The 23,394-nt window shown below is 67.0% G+C and carries 16 protein-coding genes; 8 read left to right on the top strand and 8 right to left on the bottom strand.

Annotated elements, in window-relative coordinates:
* Positions 1-203 precede the first annotated feature (203 nt).
* From ACSQ2G_RS13590 to ACSQ2G_RS13580, 3 genes are all read right to left on the bottom strand, one after another.
* A complete protein-coding gene (locus ACSQ2G_RS13590) occupies positions 204-425 on the bottom strand; it encodes a hypothetical protein (protein WP_436031637.1) in 222 nt (73 codons plus the stop codon).
* Between the two features lie 66 nt (positions 426-491).
* Positions 492-818 (bottom strand): hypothetical protein, encoded by a 327-nt coding sequence (locus ACSQ2G_RS13585; protein ID WP_436031635.1) that lies wholly within the window; start codon positions 816-818, stop codon positions 492-494.
* Between the two features lie 596 nt (positions 819-1,414).
* Positions 1,415-4,294, bottom strand: coding sequence for an ATP-binding protein (locus ACSQ2G_RS13580; protein ID WP_436031633.1), 2,880 nt, complete (start codon positions 4,292-4,294; stop codon positions 1,415-1,417).
* A 49-nt stretch (positions 4,295-4,343) separates the two neighbouring features.
* Here ACSQ2G_RS13580 and ACSQ2G_RS13575 point away from each other — a divergent pair, with 49 nt between their 5' ends.
* From ACSQ2G_RS13575 to ACSQ2G_RS13540, 8 genes are all read left to right on the top strand, one after another.
* A complete protein-coding gene (locus ACSQ2G_RS13575; RefSeq protein ID WP_436031631.1) occupies positions 4,344-5,798 on the top strand; it encodes an MFS transporter in 1,455 nt (484 codons plus the stop codon).
* A gap of 97 nt (positions 5,799-5,895) precedes the next feature.
* Positions 5,896-6,678 carry an alpha/beta fold hydrolase gene (locus tag ACSQ2G_RS13570; protein WP_436031629.1) on the top strand — a complete coding sequence of 261 codons (783 nt, stop codon included), beginning with the start codon at positions 5,896-5,898 and terminating at the stop codon, positions 6,676-6,678.
* A 127-nt stretch (positions 6,679-6,805) separates the two neighbouring features.
* A complete protein-coding gene (locus tag ACSQ2G_RS13565) occupies positions 6,806-7,837 on the top strand; it encodes an alpha/beta fold hydrolase (protein ID WP_436031628.1) in 1,032 nt (343 codons plus the stop codon).
* Positions 7,838-7,851: 14 nt separating this feature from the next.
* Positions 7,852-8,358 carry a cytochrome P460 family protein gene (locus ACSQ2G_RS13560; RefSeq protein ID WP_436031626.1) on the top strand — a complete coding sequence of 169 codons (507 nt, stop codon included), beginning with the start codon at positions 7,852-7,854 and terminating at the stop codon, positions 8,356-8,358.
* 38 nt (positions 8,359-8,396) lie between these two features.
* On the top strand, positions 8,397-9,665 hold the full coding sequence (locus ACSQ2G_RS13555; protein WP_436031624.1) for an epoxide hydrolase family protein: 1,269 nt from the start codon (positions 8,397-8,399) through the stop codon (positions 9,663-9,665).
* 32 nt (positions 9,666-9,697) lie between these two features.
* Positions 9,698-10,114 carry an organic hydroperoxide resistance protein gene (locus tag ACSQ2G_RS13550; protein WP_436031622.1) on the top strand — a complete coding sequence of 139 codons (417 nt, stop codon included), beginning with the start codon at positions 9,698-9,700 and terminating at the stop codon, positions 10,112-10,114.
* Between the two features lie 16 nt (positions 10,115-10,130).
* Positions 10,131-10,973 carry a thioredoxin family protein gene (locus ACSQ2G_RS13545; protein ID WP_436031620.1) on the top strand — a complete coding sequence of 281 codons (843 nt, stop codon included), beginning with the start codon at positions 10,131-10,133 and terminating at the stop codon, positions 10,971-10,973.
* A 52-nt stretch (positions 10,974-11,025) separates the two neighbouring features.
* Entirely contained in the window at positions 11,026-11,430 is a 405-nt protein-coding gene (locus ACSQ2G_RS13540) for a recombinase family protein (RefSeq protein WP_436031618.1), read from the top strand.
* A 52-nt stretch (positions 11,431-11,482) separates the two neighbouring features.
* Here ACSQ2G_RS13540 and ACSQ2G_RS13535 read toward each other — a convergent pair whose 3' ends face one another.
* The 5 genes from ACSQ2G_RS13535 to ACSQ2G_RS13515 form a co-directional block, all read right to left on the bottom strand.
* A complete protein-coding gene (locus tag ACSQ2G_RS13535) occupies positions 11,483-13,747 on the bottom strand; it encodes an EAL domain-containing protein (RefSeq protein WP_436031616.1) in 2,265 nt (754 codons plus the stop codon).
* Positions 13,744-15,378 carry a sensor histidine kinase gene (locus tag ACSQ2G_RS13530; protein WP_436031614.1) on the bottom strand — a complete coding sequence of 545 codons (1,635 nt, stop codon included), beginning with the start codon at positions 15,376-15,378 and terminating at the stop codon, positions 13,744-13,746. The genes ACSQ2G_RS13535 and ACSQ2G_RS13530 overlap by 4 nt, the downstream gene beginning before the upstream one ends.
* Positions 15,379-15,766: 388 nt before the next feature.
* Positions 15,767-17,326: a flavin monoamine oxidase family protein gene (locus ACSQ2G_RS13525; RefSeq protein WP_436031611.1), complete on the bottom strand. Its 1,560-nt coding sequence runs from the start codon at positions 17,324-17,326 to the stop codon at positions 15,767-15,769.
* A gap of 15 nt (positions 17,327-17,341) precedes the next feature.
* Positions 17,342-20,509, bottom strand: a complete 3,168-nt coding sequence (locus tag ACSQ2G_RS13520) for an amidohydrolase family protein (RefSeq protein WP_436031609.1) — start codon at positions 20,507-20,509, stop codon at positions 17,342-17,344.
* A 51-nt stretch (positions 20,510-20,560) separates the two neighbouring features.
* A complete protein-coding gene (locus ACSQ2G_RS13515; protein ID WP_436031607.1) occupies positions 20,561-23,392 on the bottom strand; it encodes a TonB-dependent receptor domain-containing protein in 2,832 nt (943 codons plus the stop codon).
* Between the last annotated feature and the right edge of the window lie 2 nt (positions 23,393-23,394).

Genomic DNA, 23,394 nt, shown 5'->3' with positions numbered 1-23,394 from the left:
CAGTGACACTTAGGATTCCGGAACCATCGCGTTATCGTCTAAGTAATATTATCAGAAGCGCGAGCATGTTGGACACTGTTGCATGTCTGAGGTTTCCGAGATCCTTGCAAACCGCCGGCCGCGCCACGGCCGCTGTCTGAGATCGTTGCAACGGGCGAAGATGTTTGCACAGGCCGGCGGGCAAAGCGGACCACTCGGCGCCGTTATTCCGGCGGCTCGGCGTAGTATGGCACGAGCAAGAAGCTCAACATTACCAGCCCGAGGCCCGCCATCGTTGCGAGCGCGAGATCCCAGCGAAAAGAAAGCGTCAGGATCATCCAACCACCAGCCAAGCCGACCGTGACGGCACCGACGTTGCGCAGCGCGGCCGCGACCAATCGAAAGCGCATCCGCGTGATATATGCCGAATGTTTTTTGGACGACATTGGCGACCGTGGCGCTGTTTATCGACAAACCATGCCACAGATCGAGGCCGCGTCCAGGATCGGCTGTTAGGCCTGCTTAGCCAGCGCGGCCCAGGCCGCTGCCGCCATTCGCTCGCGCATAGCCCTCGGCCACAGATGCGAGTCTTTCGCGAGCATGTTTCCTTCGTGGGCGCTCGTGACACACATCAACATCATGAGCGGATCATCTGACGCGCATAAAGCGAGGTAATTCAGCCTCTTGGTCGATTGAGCTTTCAGATCTGCAAGACCAAGGAAGTGACCTTTGCCAAATCCATGAAGCGCCAGGCTCTTATATTTATCCGGCCGAATAACGATCTGAGCCACTGCCGACAGCACCCGGATCCGCCACGGGGCGGTCAATCGGCCAAGCACGCCCCTTCCTGGCCTAGCTCCCTGAAAACCTGGCAACGGTTGATCGTCGGGATGGTCGAACCACGAGGCAAGAGTGCCTCCGGCCCCAGCAGGGGCGCCGTGAAGCAGGAAGTCCGAGAGATCGAGTAGGACTTGGCGCCCCCTGCCCCAGTCGTCGGCCAGTGACCAAATCGAACGATCCACCGCCTCGCCAGCTCGCAACCCCAGCACCAGATCTTCAAACGTCCTAAGGTGAGCCGGAAATTGAATTGCCGGCAGGCGAATTGGACGGAGGCGCCGGATGGCGTTGACCGCAAAGCTCGAATTAGCCGATCTCGCGACTGACAGCGAGATTCAATCTATTGCACTTGGTTTCAAATTCACGCGCGGTTGCGCAACAGCTGCCGGTGATCCTGACGGGACCGGTGGTCGTCGATGCCGTGGTCTGCCGCGGTACCGTGCGTAGTCTCCGAATAACTGTAACTGACGCGGCGAATGCGGATGGCTAGGTGTCGCCGAGCGCTTTGACGTCGTTTCGCTTCGGCAGCTCTCGGCCTGACATCGCCAAACTCGCGTGCGCGCCGGCGGTTGTGCGCCAGGAGCGGACATTGGTCCGCTCACAGTCCCTGGGATGAAATCTCGGTCTTCTGGATCGAGCTCCAAAGAATTTCGAGCCCTCGAAGATCCGCCGTATCCAGCCCCTCGACGAAGGCGTCCCGGAACGGCTCCAACAGAGCCAGCGCTTCAGCCGTCCTTCCCCGCGCCAGCCAGAGCCGCGCTAGGTCGTGCGTGGCCCGCAGTTCCCAGGCGCGTGCGCCCTGCTTCTGGCTGATGTTCACCGCCTCGGCCAGCAGCCGTTCGGCTTCGCCCAGTTGGTCGACGCCGTATGACTCGACGATGCGGGCGCGAAGACGGAGCAGTTCCGGCAGGGCGAAGGCCTCGCCGTTCGCGCGACACCGCGCCAGCGTGGCGTCCACCGTGCGAAGGGCGGCGTCGGGCCGGCCGCTGAGCAAAAGGCCTTGCGCCAGGGAGAGTTCAAAGGTCGTGGTCAGCAGCTCGTAGCGGGCGGCGTGCAGCCGCGCCAGGCTTTCCTCGATCCAGGCCACCCCTTCGCCGGCCCGCCCCGTTTCGATCGCCCGCGCGCCTCTTTGGCCCAAGGCGGCGGCGATATAGGGAACGAACCCGTTGATCTCGGCGATCTCGGCGAAGGCGTCCAGGCTGGACTTCGCCTGGGCCTCGTCGCCCGTCCACACATAGATCGAATGGCTCCAGATCAGGGCGATGCAGCGCGTCACCGGGTGGTCCAGGGCGATGGCCTCGACCTCGGTCCGCACCGCCAGCCGCCGCGCCTGGTCGGGCAGGCCCTGCAGCCACAGAACGCGCGCGAGGGCAATGCCGGATCGGTTGCGATGATCAAAGCCGTAATAGAGCGTGCGGCTCCGTTCGGATGGCGCGCTTTTCTGGAGCGAGATCTCCAGTTCCCGCCCCGCCCTGCCCTGGTCTCCGAACAGGTGATGCGACACCCCGGCCAGCGAGGCGGCCAAGCCGATCGCCTCCGGATGGCCGACGCCCTCGGCGATTTCGACGGCCTGCCCGGCCCAGGCCAGGGCCTGCTCGAACTCGCCTATTCGCTCATGAAAGATGTGCAATCGGCCCATTAGGCGCAGTTGGTTCCAGCGATCCCCCAGGGCGGTCGCGATGTCGAACGCCCTACGCAAGGCGAGGCCGGCCTCCGGGGCGTTGCCGCGCGTAAACATGATGGTCAGGCCGAGCGCGGCCTGCAGTTCCATTTCCTCGGCCGTGTCGCGAAATTGGCCATCCAGTCGCTCGACCGCTCGCTCGCACCAGGTGCGGCACTCCACGAACAGCGAGAGGTAGGCGAACAGTGGAACGCTGACCGCCACAAGGGACGTGGCCACCGTCAGATCGCCTTTCGGGCCGAAGCTCCATTCCAGGGCGTCGCGGATATTGCCCATCTGTCCGGACATCATGGCCGCGCCGGCGAAGACCTCCTCGGGCGTCTCGCCCAATCCGGCGAGCGTGTCGCGAAAGAAGCCCGCATGACGTCGGCGAACGGCGTCCAGTTCGGCCTCCCCGCGTTCGTCCAGCTTGACCTTGCCATAGGCCCGCGTTGTTTCGAGCAGCCGATAGGCCTCGGGGCAATGGGTCCGGTCCGGCGTGACCAGGCACTTGGCCGTAAGCTCTTCGAACGCAGCCGCGACCCGCGCCTCGTTCAGTTCGTCGTCGGAAACGACTGGCAAGGCCGCTTGCAGCGAGAACGGCCCGCGAAACACCGACAGCCGTTCCAGGGTGCGCTGTTCAGCCTGGCTCAGGAGCTCGTAGCTCCAATCCAGCGTGGCCTGCAAGGTTTGCTGCCGAGGCTGGACGGTGCGCCTGCCAGTCCACCCAAGGGCGAACCGCTTGCCGAGCATGGCCATGGTCGTCTCGATCCCATGGGCCGCCACCCGCACGGCGGTCAGTTCGATGGCCAGGGCCATGCCGTCGAGCCGCTGGCACATCTGGGCGATCGCTCGCGCGTCCTCGACGCCCACCACCAGGGCGCTATTGGCCGCCGACGCACGCTCAACGAAGAGCTCGACCGCCGGAAAGGCCAGCATTTCCTGCAATGACAGCTCCACCGTGTCGCTCGGAAACGGCAAGGCGCTCAGCCAATGCACGTGCTCGTCGCGCGCGCGCAACGGCTCGCGGCTGGTGGCCAGCACGCTGACCTTCGGCGCTGCCTCCCGTATGCGCTCGACGATGGCGCAGACGGCGTCGACCAGGTGCTCGCAATTGTCGAGTATCAGTACGATGTCCTGGGCCCGGATATGGCCCAGCAGGACGGTCATGGGGTCCTCGGTTTGCACGGGTATGCCCAGCGCGCTGGCGAGGGCCGACGGGATCAGCGCGCCATCGGCCAGGGTCGCCAGATCGACGAACCGCACGTGGCGGCCATGTTCGCCGGCCAACCTGTAACCCACCTCGACCGCCAGGGTGGTCTTGCCCATGCCGCCTGGGCTCACCACGGTGAACAGGCGGGGCTGAGCAAAACCCTCCAGTACGCGCTGGACATCCGTCTCCCGGCCGATCAAGCGCGTCCGGGTCGGCAATACGCCAGCCGCGCTCAACGACAGCTCCGCGACACCGGTCCTGGCTGGCGGCATCGAATCGGCCGGCGCCGTGGCCCGAACCGTCTCGACGAACGCGTAGCCCACGCCGACCTGGGTGGCGATGTAGCGCTCGTCGCCCTTGCCGTCGCCCAACAGCTTGCGCAGGCTGGTCATGTGGAAGCGCAGGCTTGCGTCCTCGACCGTCCGCCCCGGCCAGACGCGGTCAAAGAGTTCTCGCTTGGACACCACGCATCCGGGCTGTTCGACCAAGGCGACCAGCAGGTCCAGCGCCCGTCCGCCGATCTCGACCGGCGCTCCGTTGCGGACCAGCAGCCGCTTCCTGGGCGCCAGCTCGAACGGGCCGAACGCGAGCCAACCGACCTCCATGTCGGAAAATACGCGCTCCAAGAGCCGACCCTTTCGTCGCGTTCGGGCCATGTCCGCCCATCAATCCGCGTTCGCCCTTAAACTAGGGGAATTCGTCCGGACCGATCAATCCGGCATGTGCGGGCGCCTATCCCGCCCACCCGAGCTCGGCTACCAAGCGCGCAGATTTCGCGAATCTTGGTCGCGGTGGGGTTGGGGACCGATGATTCCGCACTGGTATCGGATGCTCGATATCCAAGGCCGCCGGACGTTCTGGACGGCGTTCGCCGGTTTCGTGCTGAACGCCCTGGCGATCCAGCTCTACCCGCTCCTGCAACCGACCATCGCCGCGGCTTGGGGACTCAACGCTTTCCAGGCCGGTTCGATCGCCAGCGTCACCCTGGTCGCCTCCACGGTGGGGGGCTGGATCGCCGGCGCGCTGTCGGACCGCTGGGGACGTGTTCGGATCCTGCAAGCGACAATCGTCCTCTTCGCGGCAGCGACGCTGCTGTGCGCGGTCTCGCGCGACGCCGTCCAACTGACGATCGCCCGGGCGCTTCAGGGCGCGGCGTTTGGCGGAGAATGGGCCGTCGGCATCGTGCTCGTCGCCGAGGCCGCCGCCCCGGCGACGCGTGGCCGCATGGTCGGAGCCGCGCAAAGCGCCTGGGCTGTCGGCTGGGCCTTGGCGGCGGGCGGCGCCTTCGCGGCGGTCTCGTTTCGCGACCCGGTCCTGGGATGGCGCGCGGCGTTCGGCCTCGCCGCCCTTTTCGCCCTGGGCGTTCTGTTCCTTCGCCGTCGCTTCCCGGCGCCGCCCGCCGCGGGGCGAGCCAAGGCGGCGAAGTGGCGCGACCTCTTTTCCCGTCGGCATGCCTACGCCACGTTTCGCGGGACGCTTCTGGCCATTGGGCTGCACAGCGGCTACTGGGCCCTGGCCATCTGGCTGCCCACGCTGCTGCGCTTCGGCACGGAAGCCGATCCCGGCGAGGCGGGTCGACGGCTCGCCGTGCTGATCGGCGGGTCGTTCTTCGGCTACTTCGGCGGCTCGTGGCTCAGCGACAACCTGGGTCGGCGCTTGGCGCTGCTGGCTTTCGCGGTGACCGCCGCGCTGTTCGTCCCGATCTATTTCGTCCTGCCTCACTCGACGGGTCTGGCCACCATCCTGGGCTTTCCGCTCGGCTTCCTGGCCACGGGCATGTTCAGCGCCAGCGGACCGGTGCTGACCGAGCTCTATCCGACCGCGTTGCGGGGGGCGGGCCAGGGCTTCTGCTATAACCTGGGACGCGGGGTGGCCGGATTGGCGACTGGCTTCATCGGCGCGGGCGTCGACAAGGTGGGTCTGGTCCCCGCGCTCGCCGCCTTCGTGGCGGGAGCCTACGGCCTTGTCGCCCTGGCCGCCCTCCTCCTGCACGAGACCCGCGGCCGCTCCCTGGCCGACGAAGGGCCGGATTTCGGGTGCAGCCTGATGCAATCAGGTCGCGAAGCGCTCAAGGCTCCACGAGAACTCACAGAGTCTCACGACACCTAACACGCCAGATCGTCCGGTTCGGACAAGATTGGGGCGCGGTCGATGGCCGCCGCGCGCTCGTGCGCACGTCCTCCTCTTCAGTTCCGGGAAGCCATCCATGCCCAAATTGCTCACCGCGTTCGCCGCGGTCCTGGTGCTCACCGGGTCCACCGCGTTCGCCGCGCCGCTCCGCAAGCCCGTCACGATCGTGCTGGTCCACGGCGCTTTCGCCGAATCCGCCAGTTGGAACCGCGTCGCCGCCCAGCTCAAGGCCGACGGCTATCGCGTGATCGCCGCCGCCAACCCGTTGCGCGGCGTCAAGGACGACGCCGCCTCGATTGGCCGGGTGGCGGCCTCCGTCCAAGGTCCGGTCGTGCTGGTCGGCCATTCCTACGGCGGCGCGGTGATCAGCGACGCCGGCGCGACCCCGCCGAACGTCAAGGCGCTGGTCTTCGTGGCCGCCTTCGCCCCCGACGCCGGCGAGAACGCCCTGGAACTGACCGGCCGCTTCCCGGGCGGCACGCTTGGCCAGGCCCTGGCCCCGCCGGTCATGCTGCCCGACGGCAGCAAGGACCTCTACATCGACCAGGACAAGTTCGGCGCCCAGTTCGCCGCGGACGTCGCGCCGGCGGAATCGGCGCTGATGGCCGCCACCCAGCGTCCCGTTCGCGACGCGGCCCTGACCGAGGCCTCGGGCCCGCCCGCCTGGCGGCGTCTGCCCTCGTGGTTCGTCTACGGGACCGGCGACAAGAACATCCCGCCCGCCGCGCTCGGCTTCATGGCCAAGCGCGCGGACTCCCGCAAGACGGTCGTGGTCGACGGCGCCTCGCACGTCGTCATGGTCTCGCACCCCAAGGCGGTCGCCGAGGTGATCGAGGCCGCCGCAGCGGCCCAGCCGTAAGCGGCGCCGGCGGCGGTCCTTCGCCCCTTGGACGCGCGAGACCTCACACGCTCTCACAACGCCTAACGACAAGACGGACCGCCCCGCGCCTAGTCTCCATACGGCTTCAACATGAAGGCGACCCACCATGACCGACAACCTCCCCGCCCCCAAAGTCGACGCGCGCCGCCGGCGCCTGGTCGGCGCGATGACCCTGAGCGCCGCAACGGCCGCATTTGCCGGGACCGGCCGCGCCCAGGCCGCGACGCCCGCCAAGGCCCTGCCGTTCGGCGCGCTCAAGCAGGTCGACGCCGGCGTGCTCAGCGTCGGCTACGCCGAGCTGGGGCCGGCCGGCGGAACCCCGGTGCTGCTGCTACACGGCTGGCCGTACGACATCCACGCCTTCGCCGAGGTCGGCCCACGCCTGGCGGCCGCCGGCTATCGCGTGATCATCCCGCACCTGCGCGGCTACGGCACGACGCGGTTCCGGTCCGCCGACACGCCGCGCAACGGCCAGCAGATGGCGCTGGCGGCCGACGGCCTGGCCCTGATGGACGCCCTGGGTCTGAAGCAGGCGATCGTCGCCGGCTTCGACTGGGGCGCGCGGACCGCCGATATCATGGCCGCCCTCTGGCCTGAGCGCTGCAAGGCCCTGGTCAGCGTCAGCGGCTACCTGATCGGCAGCCAGCAGGCCAACAAGGCGCCGCTGCCGCCCAAGGCCGAGCTGGCCTGGTGGTACCAGTTCTATTTCGCCACCGAGCGCGGCCAGGCCGGCTACGCCGCCAACACCCACGCCTTCGCCAAGCTGATCTGGCAGTTGGCCTCGCCCCAATGGAAGTTCGACGATGCGGCGTTCGATCGCAGCGCCGCCTCGCTCGACAATTCCGACCATGTCGCGATCACCATCCACAACTACCGCTGGCGACTGGGTCTGGCCGATGGCGAGCGCCAGTACGACGACCTCGAGCGCCGGCTGGCCACCGGGCCGACGATCGGTGTGCCGACCATCACGTTGGAAGGCGACGCCAACGGCGCGCCGCATCCCGATCCGGCGACCTACGCCCAGAAGTTCACCGGCAAGTACGCCCATCGCCTGATCACCGGCGGGATCGGTCACAACCTGCCGCAGGAGGCCCCGGCCGCCTTCGTTCAGGCGGTGATCGACGTCGACCGCTTCTGAGCCGGGAGGTCGCCATGTCCCCCTCCTCGATGCTGGCGATCGCCGGCGCCGTCGCCATCGTCGCCGGCCTGTGCTGGGCCTGCGCGCCGCCCCAGGCTCCGTCGGCGGCCTCGCCGATCTATGGCGTGACCCTTCCCAAGGGCTATCGCGACTGGACCCTGGTCGCGCCCGCTCAAGAAGCCCCGCCGCTGGATGAACTGCGGGCGGTCGTGGGCAACCGCAAGGCGCTGGACGCCTACCGCGCCGGAACCCGGCCCTTTCCGGACGGGACCGTGCTGGTGAAGCTGGCCTGGAAGCACACGCCCTCGCCCGACTTCCCGCCCGCCTCGATCCCGGGCGCGGCAACCACCGTCCAGGTCATGGTCAAGGACTCCAGGCGCTACGCCTCGACTGGCGGCTGGGGCTTTGGCCGGTTCGTCGACGGCAAGCCCGTCGATAAGGCCCAGCACGAGACCTGCTTCGCCTGCCACGCCGGTCGGGTGGCGGACCGCGACTACATCTTCACCCGCTACGCGCCCTGACGCCTCCCCTTTTTCTCCCAAGCTCCACGGAGTTCCCAGTGAACAACCCCTTCCTTCCGGCCACCCGTCGCACGGTGGTTGGCGGCCTCGCCGCGGCGGGCGCGACCGCCCTCGCCCCGAGCTTGGCCAAGGCCGCCTCCCCCGCCGTCCGCCCCTTCAAGGTCGCGATCCCGCAGGCCGACATCACAGAGATGAAGCGCCGCATCGCCGCCACCCGCTGGGCCGACGCCGAACCGGCCGGCGACGATACCCAGGGTGTGCGCCGTCAGACCCTGGAGCCGCTGATGCGCTACTGGGCGACTGGCTACGACTGGCGCAAGGTCGAGGCGCGGCTGAACGCCCTGCCGATGTTCGTGACGCAGATCGACGGCCTGGACATCCAGTTCATCCACGTCCGCTCCCGCCACGGCGGCGCCTTGCCGATGATCATGACTCATGGCTGGCCAGGCTCGATCCTGGAATTCCTGAAGGCCATCGATCCCTTGACCAACCCGACCGCTCATGGGGGCAAGGCCGAGGACGCCTTCCACCTGGTCATCCCGTCGATCCCCGGCTTTGGCTTTTCGGCCAAGCCCAAGGCCCTGGGCTGGGGTTCGGATCATATCGGCCGGGCCTGGTCGGCGCTGATGCTGCGCCTGGGCTATGATCGCTACGTCTCGCAGGGCGGCGACTGCGGCTCGGTGATCTCACAGCGGATGGCGCTACAGAAGGCGCCCGGGCTGCTGGGCATCCACCTGAACATGCCCGCCGTGGTCCCGGCCGAGATCGCTCACGTCCTTGCCGCCGGCGATCCGGCGCCCGCCAGCCTGTCGGCCAAGGAGCGCAGCGCCTTCGACCAGCTGGAGGTCTTCTATCGCGACAACTCAGCCTATGCCGCGATGATGAACACCCGGCCCCAGACCATTGGCTATGCGCTGGTCGACTCGCCCGTCGGCATGGCGGCCTGGATGTACGAGAAGATTTCCCAATGGACCTACAGCGGCGGCGATCCCCTGAAGGTCCTGACCCGCGACGAGATTCTCGATGACCTGTCGCTTTACTGGCTGACCGAGACCGGCGCCTCGGCCGCCCGGATCTACTGGGAGGACCACACCAACAACTTCAACGCCCGCGGCGTCATCGACCTGCCGGTCGCCGTCAGCGTCTTTCCCGGCGAGATCTTCCGCGCGCCCAAGAGCTGGGCTCAGCGCTGCTACACCGACCTGATCTACTTCAACGAAGCCTCGAACGGCGGCCATTTCGCCGCCTGGGAACAACCCGCGCTGTTCGCCGAGGAAGTGCGCGCCGCCTTCCGGTCGCTGCGTTGATCCGCCCTCCCCACCTGAAGGAATTTCACACCATGAGCACCGCTATCCGCACCCTCTATACCGGCAAGGTCCATGTCGCCGGCGGCCGCGAAGGCTTCGCCCGTAGCGCCGACGGGCGCCTGGACCTCAAGCTCTCGACGCCGGGCGGCCCCGGAACGGGCACGAACCCCGAGCAGCTGCTGGCCGCCGGTTGGTCGGCGTGTTTCGAAGGGGCGATCGCCATCGCAGCCAAGCAGATGAATCTCGCCCTCCCCGAGGCCCCCGCGATCGACGCCGAGATCGATCTCAATCTCGACGACGACGGCTTCGGCCTGGCCGCCCGGCTGAACGTCGCCCTGCCCGGCCTTCCCCGGGACATGGCCCAAGCGATCGTAGAGGCCGCCCACCGCACTTGCCCCTATTCCAAGGCGCTGTCGGGCAACATCGACATCGCCATCAACCTGGTCTGAACCCAAAGCGAGGTCGATGAACATGGCCCGTCTGCACACCTCGCGGCGGCGCTGGCTGAAGGCGGCGCTGTTGGTCGCCGGGCCGCTGGCGCTGGGCGGAACCGCCGTGGTCGGCGCGTTCCCGGTCGCGCTGGCCCAGGCCGCGCCCCTGCGCGCCCTGTCGGCCTCGCCCGACTGGCTCAACACCCCGCCGCTCCGTGCCGAGGACCTGCGCGGCAAGGTCGTGGTGGTGAACTTCTGGACCTATTCCTGCATCAACAGCCTGCGGGCCCTGCCCTACCTGCGCGCTTGGTCCGCCAAGTACAGGGACCAGGGCCTGGTGGTGATCGGCGTGCATACGCCCGAGTTTGCCTTCGAGAAGGATTCCGCCGACGTCCGCCAGGCGGTCAAGGCGCTGGGAGTCGACTTCCCAGTGGCCCTCGACAGCGATTGGCGGACCTGGCGAGCTTTCGACAACAACGCCTGGCCGGCCTTCTATTTCATCGACGCCGAGGGCCGCGTCCGCCACCAGGCGATCGGCGAAGGAAACTACGACCAGTCCGAGCGGACGATCCAGAAGCTGCTCAGCGAGGCCGGCAAGGCCGGTGTTCCCACCGATATCGCGACCATAACGGGCGTTGGCCCCGAGGCGCCGGCCGACCTCGACGACCTGGGCTCCGAGACCCTGTTGCAGGCGCTCGCCGCGCGCATACGCCATGGCGTAGTGGCCGGTGAACTGGCGGCCATCGATGCGGACGAGGCCGCCCGCTACTTGTTGACGGTGCGCGGGGGATTGAAGATGGCCGCGCGCGGCGGCGCAAGCTTCGAAACGCTCGCCGCCGCAACCCGAATGGCCCTACGCGGCCTTGGCCCGGCCTAGGACAATCGCCAGGACCCGATAACGGCGACGCTCTAGGTTTTTCGCATCGCTTTTGCGGAAACCGGCATCCACTTTTCCGCGCGATGCTCTAGATCGCTTGGCGCGCTCGACGCGGGATCTGCTGAATGTCCTGGCCGCCCTCGCAGAGAAGGACGCTAAGTTCCGATCGATCCGCGACACCTGGGCCGATACGACCACGCCTCTCGGTCGGCTGATGCTCACCGTCCTGGGCGGGCTTGCCGAATTCGAGCGAGAGCTAATTCGCTCTCGGACCAGTGAAGGACGCGAGCGCGCCAAGGCTCGCGGCGTCAAACTCGGGCGCCGCCACATTCTGGCCCTGGCTCAGCGCGCTTTCGTCGCGCAGCAACGCGCGAATGGCGAAAGCGTGCGCCATCTGGCCCGGGTTCTGGGCGTCAGCAAGGCGACCATCGGCCGTATCCCGCCTTCCGAGGTATAGGGCGGGCGCTCAAAGCGCGTTTCTGACGACAAACCTCGAAAGCGCGCCGTCCTCAAATGGCCGACGCGGCTCGACGCTCCGTCATGTCAAGCACGTCAGCCTCCCGCGCGAAGTTGCGTATGAACCCCGCCACCTCAGTCGCCGGCATCGGCTTGGCGAAATGGTAGCCTTGCACCTGATCGCAGCCATAGCTGGTCAGCGTCGCCAATTGATCGGCGCACTCCACGCCCTCGGCCACCACCTTCATGCCCATGCTGGCGCCCAGGCCGATGACCGCCCGAACGATGGCGTCGTCCTCGCTGTTCTGGACGAAGGACTTGTCGATCTTCAGCCGATCGATCGGGAACTGGCGCAGATTGGCCAGGGAGGCGTAGCCGGTGCCGAAGTCGTCGAGGGCGATCAGCACGCCGGCGTCGTGCAAGCGGCGAACGGCCTGGCTGACCACGTCGCCTCCCCAGCCCATATAGACGTTCTCGGTGACCTCGATGGTCAGGTGTTCGGGCGATAGATTCCAGCGCCGCAGCTTGGCCTCGATGTCGAGCGCCAACCGTCCGGTGTGGAACTGGCTCGACGAGACGTTGATCGCCACCCGGCCGAATTTCACGCCGCCGTCGAGCCAGGCGCGCATTTGGCCCAAACACTGCTCGAAAGCCATCTCGCCCAACTGCAATGACAGGTCATCGTCGTCCAATGCGGCCATGAAGGCGGCGGGCGGCAGGATGCCGCGCTCGGGATGGTTCCAGCGCATCAGGGCCTCGAAACCCGCCACGCTGTTGGAGGCCAAGTCGATGACCGGCTGGTAGAACATCTTGAATTCGTCCCGGGCGATAGCCTGGCGCACCTCGCGCAGCAGTTCTACGCGCTTCTCGACTTCGGCGCGCATTGAGGGCTCGAAGATCACGGCGCGATTGCGGCCGCCGGACTTGGCCTGATAGAGCGCCACGTCGGCGTTTTTCATCAGCTCGGCCGGATCGGCATCGGAATCAACGTGCAACGCCGCGCCGAGACTGGCGCGGATCGTGAAGCTTTGGCCGAAATGCTCGACCGGCTTGCGCAACAAGCGCTGCAGGACCGCGATCGGGCGGTCCATGTCCCCTTGCCTCGAAAGGCCGCGCAGCAGCACGGCGAACTCGTCGCCGCCGAGCCGCGCGACGGTGTCCTCCCGTCGAAAGGCCTTCTTGAGTTGGACGGCCAGGGCCTGCAGCAGGGCGTCGCCGGCGTCGTGGCCCAAGGTGTCATTGACCTCCTTGAAATGATCGACGTCGACCATGATCAGGCCAAACATCTCGCCGGTCTCCACGGCCTCAGCGACGGCGTCGTCATAGGCCCGCTGGAAGGCGGCGCGGTTGGGCAGCGCGGTCAGGGGGTCGCGAAAGGCCAGGAATTCGATCCGGGCGGTCGCCCGGATGGCTTCCGACACATCCTCGTGCGTGGCCACGTAACCGCCGGTCGGGATCGGGTTGTGGGTGATGCGGATCGTCCGTCCATCGGCGAGCTTGGCTTCGCTGCTGGCCGCCGCCTCGGTCAACTCCGCTTCCACCGTGGCGGCGTAGTAGGCCGCGAAACTCTCGGGACCGTTCCCGACCGAGGCTCGATAGTCGAGAATGCTGCTCAGCGGAGTCCCCGGGCGGCTGAGCGAGTCGACGAGCTTGTAGAGACGAGCATAGGCGGCGTTGCAAAGGATCAGCCGCCGGTCGGCGTCGAACATGCAGAGTCCATGCGGCATATTGCTAAAGGCCGCGTCGAACCGGGCGTTTTGTTCAGCCAGCGCCTTGGTTCTTTCCTCGACCGCCTGCTCCAGGCGGCTCATTTTCGAAGCCGCGTCTTGGGTCATCTGCCACTTTGCGGTCAGGGCGCTGGCCATTTGGCGGATTTCGACGTTGTCGAACGGCTTCTTCAGAATGAGCAGCCGATCGCCCAGCTCAAGGCGCTCCGACATCGCCTCCCAGGAGTAATCGGAATAGGCGGTGCAGAGGGCGATCTGCAGCTGCGGATCGACCTGCCAGAGGCGCTCGATGGTCTCGACACCGTCCCATCCGGGCGGCATACGCATGTCGATGAACGCCATGGCGTAGGGCCTGTTCTCCGCCAGCGCGCCTATGACCATGGCCAGGGCCTCCTGCCCCTGATAGGCGGAATCGAGCTCGAAGGCTTGGCGCACGGTCGGGGCGTCGCCGAACAGGGCCGCCTCGGATGAGGCCAGCGCGGCTTCGCTGTCGAGGCCCGAGCCGAGAATCTTCTGGAAATCCTGGTGAATCGATGGGGTGTCGTCGATCACCAGGATGCGTCGGTTGCCGGTGTTGGGTAGGCGGCTCATGCGAAAACCTCCGCAGGGGAAAGCGGGAGTTCGAGGGTGAAGGTCGCGCCAAGACCGACGCCGTCACTCTGCGCCACCAGAGATCCACCCAGTTCCCTGGCCGCCAGCGCGCCGCTGTGCAGACCGAAGCCGTGTCCATCCTTGCGGGTGGTGAAACCGTGATTGAAGATCCGTGTCAGGTTCTCCGCTGGAATCCCGGCTCCGTTGTCGGCGACCGAAAGCCTGACCCGGCCATCACCGCTGGTCAGGCGCAACGTCAAGCGTTTGTCCGCGCGCCCCGAGTCGTTGCAGGCGTGCCTGGCGTTGCTTACCAAGTTCACCAGGATCTGCAGGGCCTTGTGCTTGTCGAGCATGATCGGGGGCACGTCGTCGATCTCTTGAATGACCTCCACGCCGTGACGGATCAAAGAACTCATGTCCATGCGCAGGCTGTCTTCCAGAAGTTCTCTGACATTGACGTTTTCCTCGACGCCGGACGCCGTGGCGAAGGATTGCTGCATAGCCACGATCACCTTGATGTGGTCGATATTCTGGCGCAGGAAATTCAATTCCTTGATGCTCGCTTCCTGATCGGTCTGCAAATGTTCGGAGAGCTGAAGCAGATAGGCCGGCAGAAGTTTGCCGCGAGGGTCGCTGCTGAGATAAGCTCCCAAATCCAGTTCGTGTTCTTTCAGCAGGGCGGCGGATCTGCTCAAGCCCGAAAGTTTGGACTTGCTGACGCTGTCCGCCACCAGCGTGGCGGAGACGTTGACGCTGTTGAGCACGTTGCCGACGTTATGCAGCACGCCTGTGGCCACCTCCGCCATGCCTGCCTTGCGCGAAGCCTCGATGAGCTTCACGTGCACTTGCTCAAGCTGCTCGGTGCGTTCCTTTACACGTTTCTCCAGATCGTCATTGGCGATCTGGAGCGCTTCTTCCGCCTTTGCCAGCGCGGCGAAGTTGGTCGCCTGATCCGTGCGCCACCGGTGCAGCTTGCTCCAGACCAGCAGCCATGTGACGCACAAGGAGACGATCGAGAATATTGCCGAGGTGACGAAGAAAAGCGCCTGGTTGCGCTTGGCGCGCTGGCTCGCGGCGAGGTCTTCCTGGATATGTCGCACGAGCCGGACGATCCCGTCGGCATAGACCTTCTTCTGCGCCTCATAGGCTTGGCCAAACAAGATCGACTTGGCCTGGCTGGGCTGTCCGGCGCGAACCAGCGCGAAGGCCTGGTTCTCCATATCGACGAGTTTCAGATTGGCGGCGTCCGTCTGTCTGGTCGCCTCAGCGCTTTCGGACAGGACGGTGAGCCGCAGCGTTTCCTTGATGACGGCGTCGAGTTGGGGTTCGAAATGGCGGTAGCGCCGCTCCCACTGCAAGTCGCCCGTGGTCGCCGCCATGCGGGCGGACATGGTCAGCACCTCGTCCAGATGGACGATGCGTCCGCTCAGCTCCTGCAGGCGCAAGTTGCGCACTTGCACCGTGGTGACATTCTGAAACGAATCGAACGCCGACCAAAGCATGGTGAGCAATACGACGGTGGTGAGCACCAATCCGACGGCCAGCCATCTGACCGGAAACGCCGTCGCGGGTGCGGTTTCAACCCGTTGATGTTCTTGGTTGTTCAGCGTGACGACGTTGTCGGTGTTCATGGCGGACGACCTTCATCCTGCGCGGATCGGCCAAACCTCCATGATTGTCCCTAATAGGTTGTTCTGCGGTGACGCTTTCAGCCTGCGGTATGTGGTCGCAGATCTCAGCGAAGTCGAACGGGGTCGTCTGCTCGTTTGACCAGTCGGTCGCAGGTCGGGCGAGAGATCGCTCGGCGGGCCGATCGCCATGAGGTAGGAATATATTCCCACACACGATCACAGATGTTGAAATCGGCAACGCTTACGCAATTTCTGAACAGCCTGCCGAGCCGCCATTCAGGAAGGCCTAGAGCAAGCCGCGCGATCTAAGAATCGCTCGGCCTGCTCTAGATTTTTGTTTTCGCATCGCTTTTGCGGAAAACCGGCATCCACTTTTCCGCGCGATGCTCTAAGTCGTCGACACGCGCGCCTGGATCAGCTTCAGCGCCTCGTGCGCCGATAGCGCCGCGCCCTCCTGCCAGGCGTTGATGTAGCTCATGTGCTCGCCGGCGAAATAGAAAGCGCCGTCGGGCTTGCACAGTTCGGCGTAGTCGGTGGCCCGCTGCTCGTCCTTCCAACCTACCGCCACGCCTTCGTTGTAGGGCGTCTGCATCCACGAGACGGTGAACGGCTTGGTCAGTTCCTGGCCGTGTCCGGGGTGGAACTTCTCGATCACCTTGCGCGACAGCGCAAAGCGGTCCTCGAACGACATGGCCGCGTATTTCGGCGGGCTGTCGGGGCCCGAGAAGCCGATGGAATAGGCGCCGACCAAGATCCCGGTCTTCTCGCCGATGCCGCCGCTGGGATACCAGACCAATTCGTTGGCCTCGTCGGTCCAGCCCAGGCCGCCGTACTGGAAGTCGTCCTGTTCCCAGAACCGCCGACTCTCCCACGCCACCTTGGTGCCGTGGTGGTATTCGGCCGCGGCGATCGCCGACTTCACGCGCGGCGTGAAGTCCGACGGAATCTTGGCCAGCACCGGCAGCGGGATCGTGCAGATGCAGTAGTCGGCCTCCAGCGCCTGCTCCCCCGTCTTGTCGGCATAGACGATCTTCACGCCCTTCGGTGTCTTGCGCAGTTGCTTGACCACGGCCTCGAACCTCACGGCCGACTTCACCTGCTCGTAGAGGGCGTAGGAGATCCGGTCCATGCCGCCCACCGGCTGCAGCATGGTGGCCTGCATGTCGATGATCTCCTCGAAGATCAGGCTGGCGCCCCAGAACCGCGACTTCATCATGTCGGCCATGCGCAGCGGCGGTCCGCCCCTGGGCGGGTGATCGTAGCCGCCGGGCGAGGCCAGGAAACCGGCGCGGGTCGAGCCCTCATAGCTGTTCTTCGACAGGTCACCGTAGGCCGACAGGTAGCCGAGCAGCTTCTGTTTATCGATCCCGGTCAATTCCTGGTCCAGCGCGCCCCTGTCGACGGCCTTGGCCAGCAGTTCGGTGAAGGCGCCGCGCGTGTCGTTGACCGCTTGGCGCTCGGTCACCACCTGACCGGCGAAGTCCAGCTTTGCCGAGCGGTTGGCGTTGACCATCACCTCCAGCGGCACGCCCAGTTCCTGGCAATAGCCAAGGATGGCGTGGTGCCATTGCGGGATGCGGGCCGGACCGGCGTTGAAGTAATCGTTCCTGCCCCCGGCCCAGTCGACCACTTGGTCCGGGCGACCCGTCTGGACGATCTTCGTGCCCGACCGCACCGACCAGGCCCTGCCGCCTGGACGGTCGCGCGCTTCCAGCACGGTGACGGCGTAGCCCGCCTTGCGCAGCTCGTAGGCCGCGACCAGCCCGGCGACGCCCGCCCCCAGGATCGCCACCGACGCGCCCTTGCCGCCCGCCAGGTCCAGCTTGGGCGCGCCGGCATAGGCTCGCGGCGCGGCCAGCAGGCCCATGCCCACCATCGTGGTGTAGAGCGCTCCGTAGCCGCCGGCCCTGCCCACCGACGTCAGAAAGCTGCGTCGCGAAATTCCCATCGTCTGTCCCCGATACTAGACTTGAAGGCTGAAGATCGGCGTGAAGCCGCAGGCCCCGTCGCAACACGAGGCGCGAGCTTGGGCCAGAAACTCGGGCTCATGCCACCAGTATTCGGCGGAGGCCTCGCAGACGAAGCGCCGGCCGCGATCGAGCGCGGCGTGCTGCGCAGGATTGGCGAACGGGCCGATCAGGTCGGCGACCGTGTGGACTTCGCCGTGCTTGATCACCTTGATGACCTTGGCCGCGTCCTCGATCCGGGCCAGCGGGTCGCCCTCGACGAGGACGAGGTCGGCGTAATTCCCGGTGGCGATCGAACCCAGCGGCTCGTCCAGATACTCGCCCGAGGCGCTGGTCGCGGTGACCAGGGCCTCGAACGGCGTCATGCCGTAGCGGACCATGGCCCGCAGGTTCATGTGCAGGCTGACGGCGTTGAAGTCGATCGGCGAGTCCGTGCCGGTGGTGATCCGCCCGCCGGCGCGAACGGTCCGCGCCACCTCGGCGACGTTGCGCTCCAGCGAGGCCAGGATCGGCGTACGGTCCATGGCCGCCATCTGCTTGGCCCGCTCCAGCAGGCGGGCGTATTCCCACGGCGGATACAGCGCCTTGATGCGCGGATCGTCGACCAGCGAGCGGTCGTCGGCCAGCAGGGCCGTCGAGGTGAACAGGGTCGGCGTGCGGGCGGCCTTGCTGGCCACGAAGGCCGTGTTGACGTCTTGGTAGATGTTGCCCAGCGCGCTGACCGTGCGCGAATAGCCGGTGCGGCTGGTCGCGCCCAGGTGCTCCATGCCGTCCATGCCCAGGCCCAGGGCCGGATAGTGGTAGTGCGAGGTCAGCGGCAGGCCCTTGGCGTGGGCCCAGGCGATGACCTCCTTCTGGCGCTCGCCCGACAGGCGGACATAGGTCTTGATCAGGTCGTAGGACAGCGCTTCGGCCCGCTTCAGCTCCAGCGCCATCTGGCCGGGTTCGGTGACCGGCCGCATGAAATTGTAGAAGATCCGCGAGCCGTCGATCGCCTCGCCGGTGGCGTAGTAGCGGGGACCGACCCGCCTGCCGGACTCGATCGCCTCCTGGTCCTCGACCGTGTGATAGGCCGGGCCGCCGGGCGAGCGGGTCGTGGTCACCCCCAGCGACAGCCACAGCCGCCCTTCCCGATCGCCATAGCCGTAGCCCTGCATCTGGCGATGGGTGTGCATGTCGATCAGGCCCGGCATCACCGTTCCCGTCGGCGCGTCGATCACCGTCACGTCGGCCGCTACCTCGCCGCGCGGGGCGACGCCGGCGATGCGGCCGTCGGAGATCAGGACGTCGACGTTCTCGCGCAAGGTCGGCGACTTGCCGTCCCATAGGCGGGCGGCGCGAAGCACCATCCGCGCCTTGGGCCGGACATTGGCCCAGGTCAGGCCGTGCGGCACGAGCTTGGGGGCGCCGCCGGCCGCCGAAATCAGCTTCAGCTGGCCGGCCGAGAGATAGACCAGGCACTTGCCGTCGCCGCTCCAGCTGACCGCGTCCGTGACCTCGTTGTTGAGCGCCTTGGGCGGACCCAGCAGCTTGCCGGTCTCGTCCACTGGTGAAAGGTGCAGGCGGCTGGCGAACACGTAGGCCAGGGACTTGCCGTCGGGGGACCAAGCCGGGCCGTCGTCGCCGCGCGTACCTAGCGAGCGGTCCGGCAGGATCGGGGCGTAGGTCCCCTTCCCGCTCGCAACGTCCACCGTGAGGATTTCGCTGAGGCCTTCGCGGAAGCGGGCCGAGTACGGCTTGAACGCGGCGTAGGCGATGGTCCTGTCGCCCGGTCCCCAGGTCGGCTTCCCCGGCTCCCAGAGGTCGCCATAGACGCGGCGGGTCTCGCCGGTCGCGACATCGGCGGCGAACAGACCGCCGTTCTGGCTGAGGAAGGCGATCGACTTGCCGTCGCGCGACCAGGCGCTGGATACCGCCGCCCCGTCGAAATGGGTCAGCTGCTTGCTCGCGCCGGTGGCCATGTCGCGCAGCCAGATATCCAACGAGCCACCCTTGTCGGTCGAATAGGCCAGGGTCTTGCCGTCCGGCGACCAGGCCGGGTCGACCTTGCTGAAGCCGTCCCTGGTCAGGGCCTTGGCGGGCCCGCCGCCGATCTTGAGCAGGTAGAGGTCGTTAAGCGCTCGGAACGCCACCTGACGGCCGTCCGGCGACAGGGCCGGGCTGCCGATGCCGACCACCGGCCGGGTCTTGGCCGACAGGAAGTCGCGGCTCTTCTTGATGTAGCGTGGGGTCAGGACAGGAACCGTAGCCGTGAACGCGATGGCCTTAACCGCGCCGCCGGCCGCGCGACGCTTGATCTGGCCGTCGGCCGTGTAGAGGAACTCGCGGGAGGGCAGCCACGAGGCGCGGAACGGAAAAACGTCCTCGCCCTGGACCACGACACCGGCGGCGTTGCGCAGCTCGGCCTTGCCGTTCTCGATGGCGGTGAAGACCACATCCTGGCCATCGGGCGTGAAGGCTGGACTGGCGAGCGAAGCGGCGTTGAAGCGGTCAGCCGACGCCTTGACCTTGGCCACCGTCCGCCGCGTCCCGTCCAGGCCCTGGACGTCGATGCGAACCTTGTCGACCGTGAAGGCGAGGCTCTTGCCGTCCGGCGCCCAGGAGGGCTCGAACTCGTCGCCGGGGCCGGAACTGAAGGCGGTGATCGCGCCGCTGGCGACGTCCAGCAGGTGGACGCCGTAGCGCCCGCCCCGATCGGACGAAAAGGCGATATGGCGTCCGTCGGGCGACCAGCGCGGCTCGCGACAGTCGAACACGCCCTCGGTCAACTGTCTCAGTTCCGTCCCGTCGGCGCCGATCGTCCAGACGTGGAAATTGCCGTCGCGGTAGGACTGGAAGGCCAGCGTCTTGCCGTCGGGCGACCAGTCCGGCTGGGCGATCTCGTAGATTTCGTCGGTCAGCCGCCTGGCCGGGCCGCCCTCGATCGGGACCAGCCACAGCATGGCGTAGACGTCAAAGGCCACGGTCTTGCCGTCCGGCGAGACCACCGCGCAGATATTGGTCCCTTCGGTCGCCGTCACCATCCGCGTGTCGGCGGCCAGGGGCTGGTCGGCCGCCTTCGCACCGGGCGGCGTCAGGGCGGCCACGCCCGAGGCGGCGATCGCCCCGCCGCCGATCGAGAAAAGCCGGCGACGGCTGACGCCGCGCTTGGAACTCTTGGTCATCGTGAACTCCGAGAGGACCGGTCCGGACTCGCGCCCGGACCGACGGCAGGCCTAGAACCGGGCGGCGACGCGGGCGTAGTAGAAGCCGCCGCTGATCCCGTACGGAGAGTACTGGTTGTAGTAGGCGAAGGCGGGCGTGCCCCGGTTGGCGGCCCGAACGCTGTCCGGATACGCGTCCAGCAGGTTGTTGGCGCCGACGCTGACCGTGATCTTGTCGGTGGCCGCGTAGCTGAGGTCGAGGTCGACGATCAGCTTGGGACTGACGGTCTCGTCCGCCGGCGCCAAGGCGGGGTTGGCCGGCTGGGTGACGCGCTGGATGACCTCGCCATAGCGGGTCAAGCGCAAGTTGGTGTCGAACTTGCCCAGGGTCCAGTCGGCGCCGAGGATGTACTTGTCCTTGGGCGTGCCGACCGTCAGGTCGCCGATCTTGACGCGGTCGATATAGACGATCCCGGCCGCCGCCAGGGTAGCGGACGGCGAGACGATGCGATCGAACTTGCTCTTGTTGTGATTGGCCGAGAACGTCCAACGAACCGAGCCGAAATCGCCGAAATCGGTCCGGTAGTCGGCGACCAGGTCGATCCCGCGCGTCGAGGTGTCGGCGAAGTTGCCGTAGTAGAAGGCCGCTTGCTGGGCGGCGAGCCCTTGGCTGGCCAGGGCGGCGCTGACGGCGGGGTTCGGTCCGAGCGTGGCGCTCTGCAGGATGCGATTGTCGATCTTGATCTGGTAGAGGTCGAGGGTGACGTTCAGGCGCGGCAGGGGCCGGGCGACCAGACCGACCGAGTAGTTGGTCGATTTTTCGGCCTTCAGCGGCTTGGCGCCCAGGGCGACGGCGGCGGGGTTATCCGGCGGCAGCAGTTGCACCGGATAGAGCTCGGCGACGGTTTTTCCCGGTGGGATCGCGCCGATGGTGCTGGACGAGGCGTAGTGCTGCTGTTGCAGCGACGGCGCCCGGAAGCCGGTGCTGGCCGTGCCGCGCACCGCCAGCCACGGCGCGATCGCATAGCGGCTGGAGAGCTTGAAGGTCTTGGCGTTGCCGAAGTCCGAATAGTGCTCGAAGCGCCCCGCTAGGGCCACTTCCCACTTCTGGGTCAGGCTCTGCTCGATGTTGAGATAGGCGCTGGTGTTGTTGCGCTTGAAGGTCCCGGCCGCGGACAGCGGGAAGCCCGTCACCCCCTGTGAACCACCGGCGAACAATACCCCGGTCTGCGGACTTCCTGCCGGAGCGACATAGTTGCCGACGGCGTAGGAGGTCGGCTCGCCCGCCTCGATCTGGAACTGGTCAGCGCGATATTCCAGGCCGCCGGCGAGGAACAACGGCTTGGCGAACCACGCGGTGGGGACCTCGCGGGTGACGTCGAGGTTGGTGGTCCACTCCTGGAACTTCAGGCTCCCGATGTAGAAGTGGGTCGGGCTGGCCGGGCCCAGCGAGGCGTTGAGGGAGTTCTCGTAATAGCCGACATCGTCGCGGCTGAAGCTCGAACTCAGGTCCCAGGCGAAGCCGAACAGGTCCTTGCCCTCGGCGCCGGCCACCACCTGGAAGTCGCGGTCCTTGAGGAACAGGCGCGGGGTGTAGCCGTCAGGGTTGATGGCGACGATGTTGTTGACCGAGTTCGGGTTGCGGAAGGTCAGCCAGGCGGCGCTGTTGCGGCTGGCGAAGGTGCCGAACGAATAGAGGTCGATGTCGTCGCCGATCGGCGTCCCGGCGCTGTAGCCCAGCGAGAACAGCTGCACGGCCGGCGAGCCGGGGTGGCTAGTGTGGCGGTTGGCCGTCGCCTCGCGCGGATCGGGCGTCGCGCCGGGCGTCGCCACCTTGACCGGCTGACCCGACGCATTGAGCGGGAAGTACAGCTGGGTGGTGTTGATGGTCTTGTCGCCGCGGTCGGTCAGGTCGTTGATCCGCACGTCGCCGGTCAGGTTCAGATAGCCCGCTTCGCCCAGCCAAAAGCCGATGTTGCCGGCGACCTGCCCCGTCTCGCCGTCGCCCTCGGCGGTCTTGCCGTAGAGCGTCGACAACGAACCGCCCTGCGGGCTTTTCTTGAGCAGGATGTTGATCACCCCGGCCAGGGCGTCGGAACCGTACTGCGCCGAGGCGCCGTCGCGCAGCACCTCGATGCGCTCGATCGAGGCCGAGGGGATCAAGTCCAGGTCCGGCGGCGACTGGCCGTTCTGGGTCGTGCCGTTGACGAACAGGATGGCGGTGTTGTGCCGGCGCTTGCCGTTGACCAGGACCAGGGTCTGGTCGGCGCCGAGGCCGCGCAGCGACACGGTCTTGACGGCGAAGCTGGCGCCGGCGCCGCTGTTGGAGGTGTTGGCCGACGGCACCAAGCTGGAGATCAGGTCGCGCGTCGATTGCTTGCCGCTTTTGGTCAACTCGGCGGCGGAAATGACGTCGATCGGCGCCATGCTCTCGGTGACCGTGCGCGAGGTCGAGCGCGTGCCGGTGACGATCAGTTCGTCGATGGTGCTGGGCGCCTCGGGTTCGGGCGGAGCGACCGGCTCGGGCGGGGCGGCCGTTGCGGCGGCGCCGGGGTTCGACCATCCGGTCCGGATCAGGCCCGCGCGCGGCGAGGCCAGGATGATCGTCTTCCCGTCGTTGGAGATCACCACCAGTCCCGTGCCCGACAGCAACTGCTCGAGGGCGCGATCGACGGGCAAGGCGCCTTTCACCGGCGCCGTGCGCTTGCCGTCGGCGGCGTCGGACTGGACCAGGATCTGCACGCCAGCCTGGCGCGCGAACTGCCGAATGCCCGCCGCCGCCGGCTGGGCGTCGATCTTGAACGGAGCCGCCTGGGCCAGGGCGGAGCCCGCGCTCAGCGCCCATACGGCTGAGGCCGCGCACAGCAGCCGCCGCCGGGCGGAACGGTTCGTCCAGTCACGCATCG

Origin of the sequence: Caulobacter sp. LjRoot300, assembly GCF_964253875.1 — a bacterium.
Taxonomy (GTDB): Bacteria; Pseudomonadota; Alphaproteobacteria; order Caulobacterales; family Caulobacteraceae; genus Caulobacter.
Note: the sequence above shows the minus strand (reverse complement) of the source record. Positions and strands in the feature narration are given on the sequence as shown.

What these genes read in the sequence shown, in the direction of transcription:
- ACSQ2G_RS13570 (WP_436031629.1), top strand. Translation starts at nt 5,896, where the DNA reads ATGCCCAAATTGCTCACCGCGTTCGCCGCGGTCCTGGTGCTCACCGGG.
- ACSQ2G_RS13580 (WP_436031633.1), bottom strand. Translation starts at nt 4,294, where the DNA reads ATGGAGGTCGGTTGGCTCGCGTTCGGCCCGTTCGAGCTGGCGCCCAGG.
- ACSQ2G_RS13545 (WP_436031620.1), top strand. Translation starts at nt 10,131, where the DNA reads ATGAACATGGCCCGTCTGCACACCTCGCGGCGGCGCTGGCTGAAGGCG.
- ACSQ2G_RS13560 (WP_436031626.1), top strand. Translation starts at nt 7,852, where the DNA reads ATGTCCCCCTCCTCGATGCTGGCGATCGCCGGCGCCGTCGCCATCGTC.
- ACSQ2G_RS13550 (WP_436031622.1), top strand. Translation starts at nt 9,698, where the DNA reads ATGAGCACCGCTATCCGCACCCTCTATACCGGCAAGGTCCATGTCGCC.
- ACSQ2G_RS13520 (WP_436031609.1), bottom strand. Translation starts at nt 20,509, where the DNA reads ATGACCAAGAGTTCCAAGCGCGGCGTCAGCCGTCGCCGGCTTTTCTCG.
- ACSQ2G_RS13575 (WP_436031631.1), top strand. Translation starts at nt 4,344, where the DNA reads ATGTCCGCCCATCAATCCGCGTTCGCCCTTAAACTAGGGGAATTCGTC.
- ACSQ2G_RS13515 (WP_436031607.1), bottom strand. Translation starts at nt 23,392, where the DNA reads ATGCGTGACTGGACGAACCGTTCCGCCCGGCGGCGGCTGCTGTGCGCG.
- ACSQ2G_RS13565 (WP_436031628.1), top strand. Translation starts at nt 6,806, where the DNA reads ATGACCGACAACCTCCCCGCCCCCAAAGTCGACGCGCGCCGCCGGCGC.
- ACSQ2G_RS13535 (WP_436031616.1), bottom strand. Translation starts at nt 13,747, where the DNA reads ATGAGCCGCCTACCCAACACCGGCAACCGACGCATCCTGGTGATCGAC.
- ACSQ2G_RS13530 (WP_436031614.1), bottom strand. Translation starts at nt 15,378, where the DNA reads ATGAACACCGACAACGTCGTCACGCTGAACAACCAAGAACATCAACGG.
- ACSQ2G_RS13590 (WP_436031637.1), bottom strand. Translation starts at nt 425, where the DNA reads ATGTCGTCCAAAAAACATTCGGCATATATCACGCGGATGCGCTTTCGA.
- ACSQ2G_RS13525 (WP_436031611.1), bottom strand. Translation starts at nt 17,326, where the DNA reads ATGGGAATTTCGCGACGCAGCTTTCTGACGTCGGTGGGCAGGGCCGGC.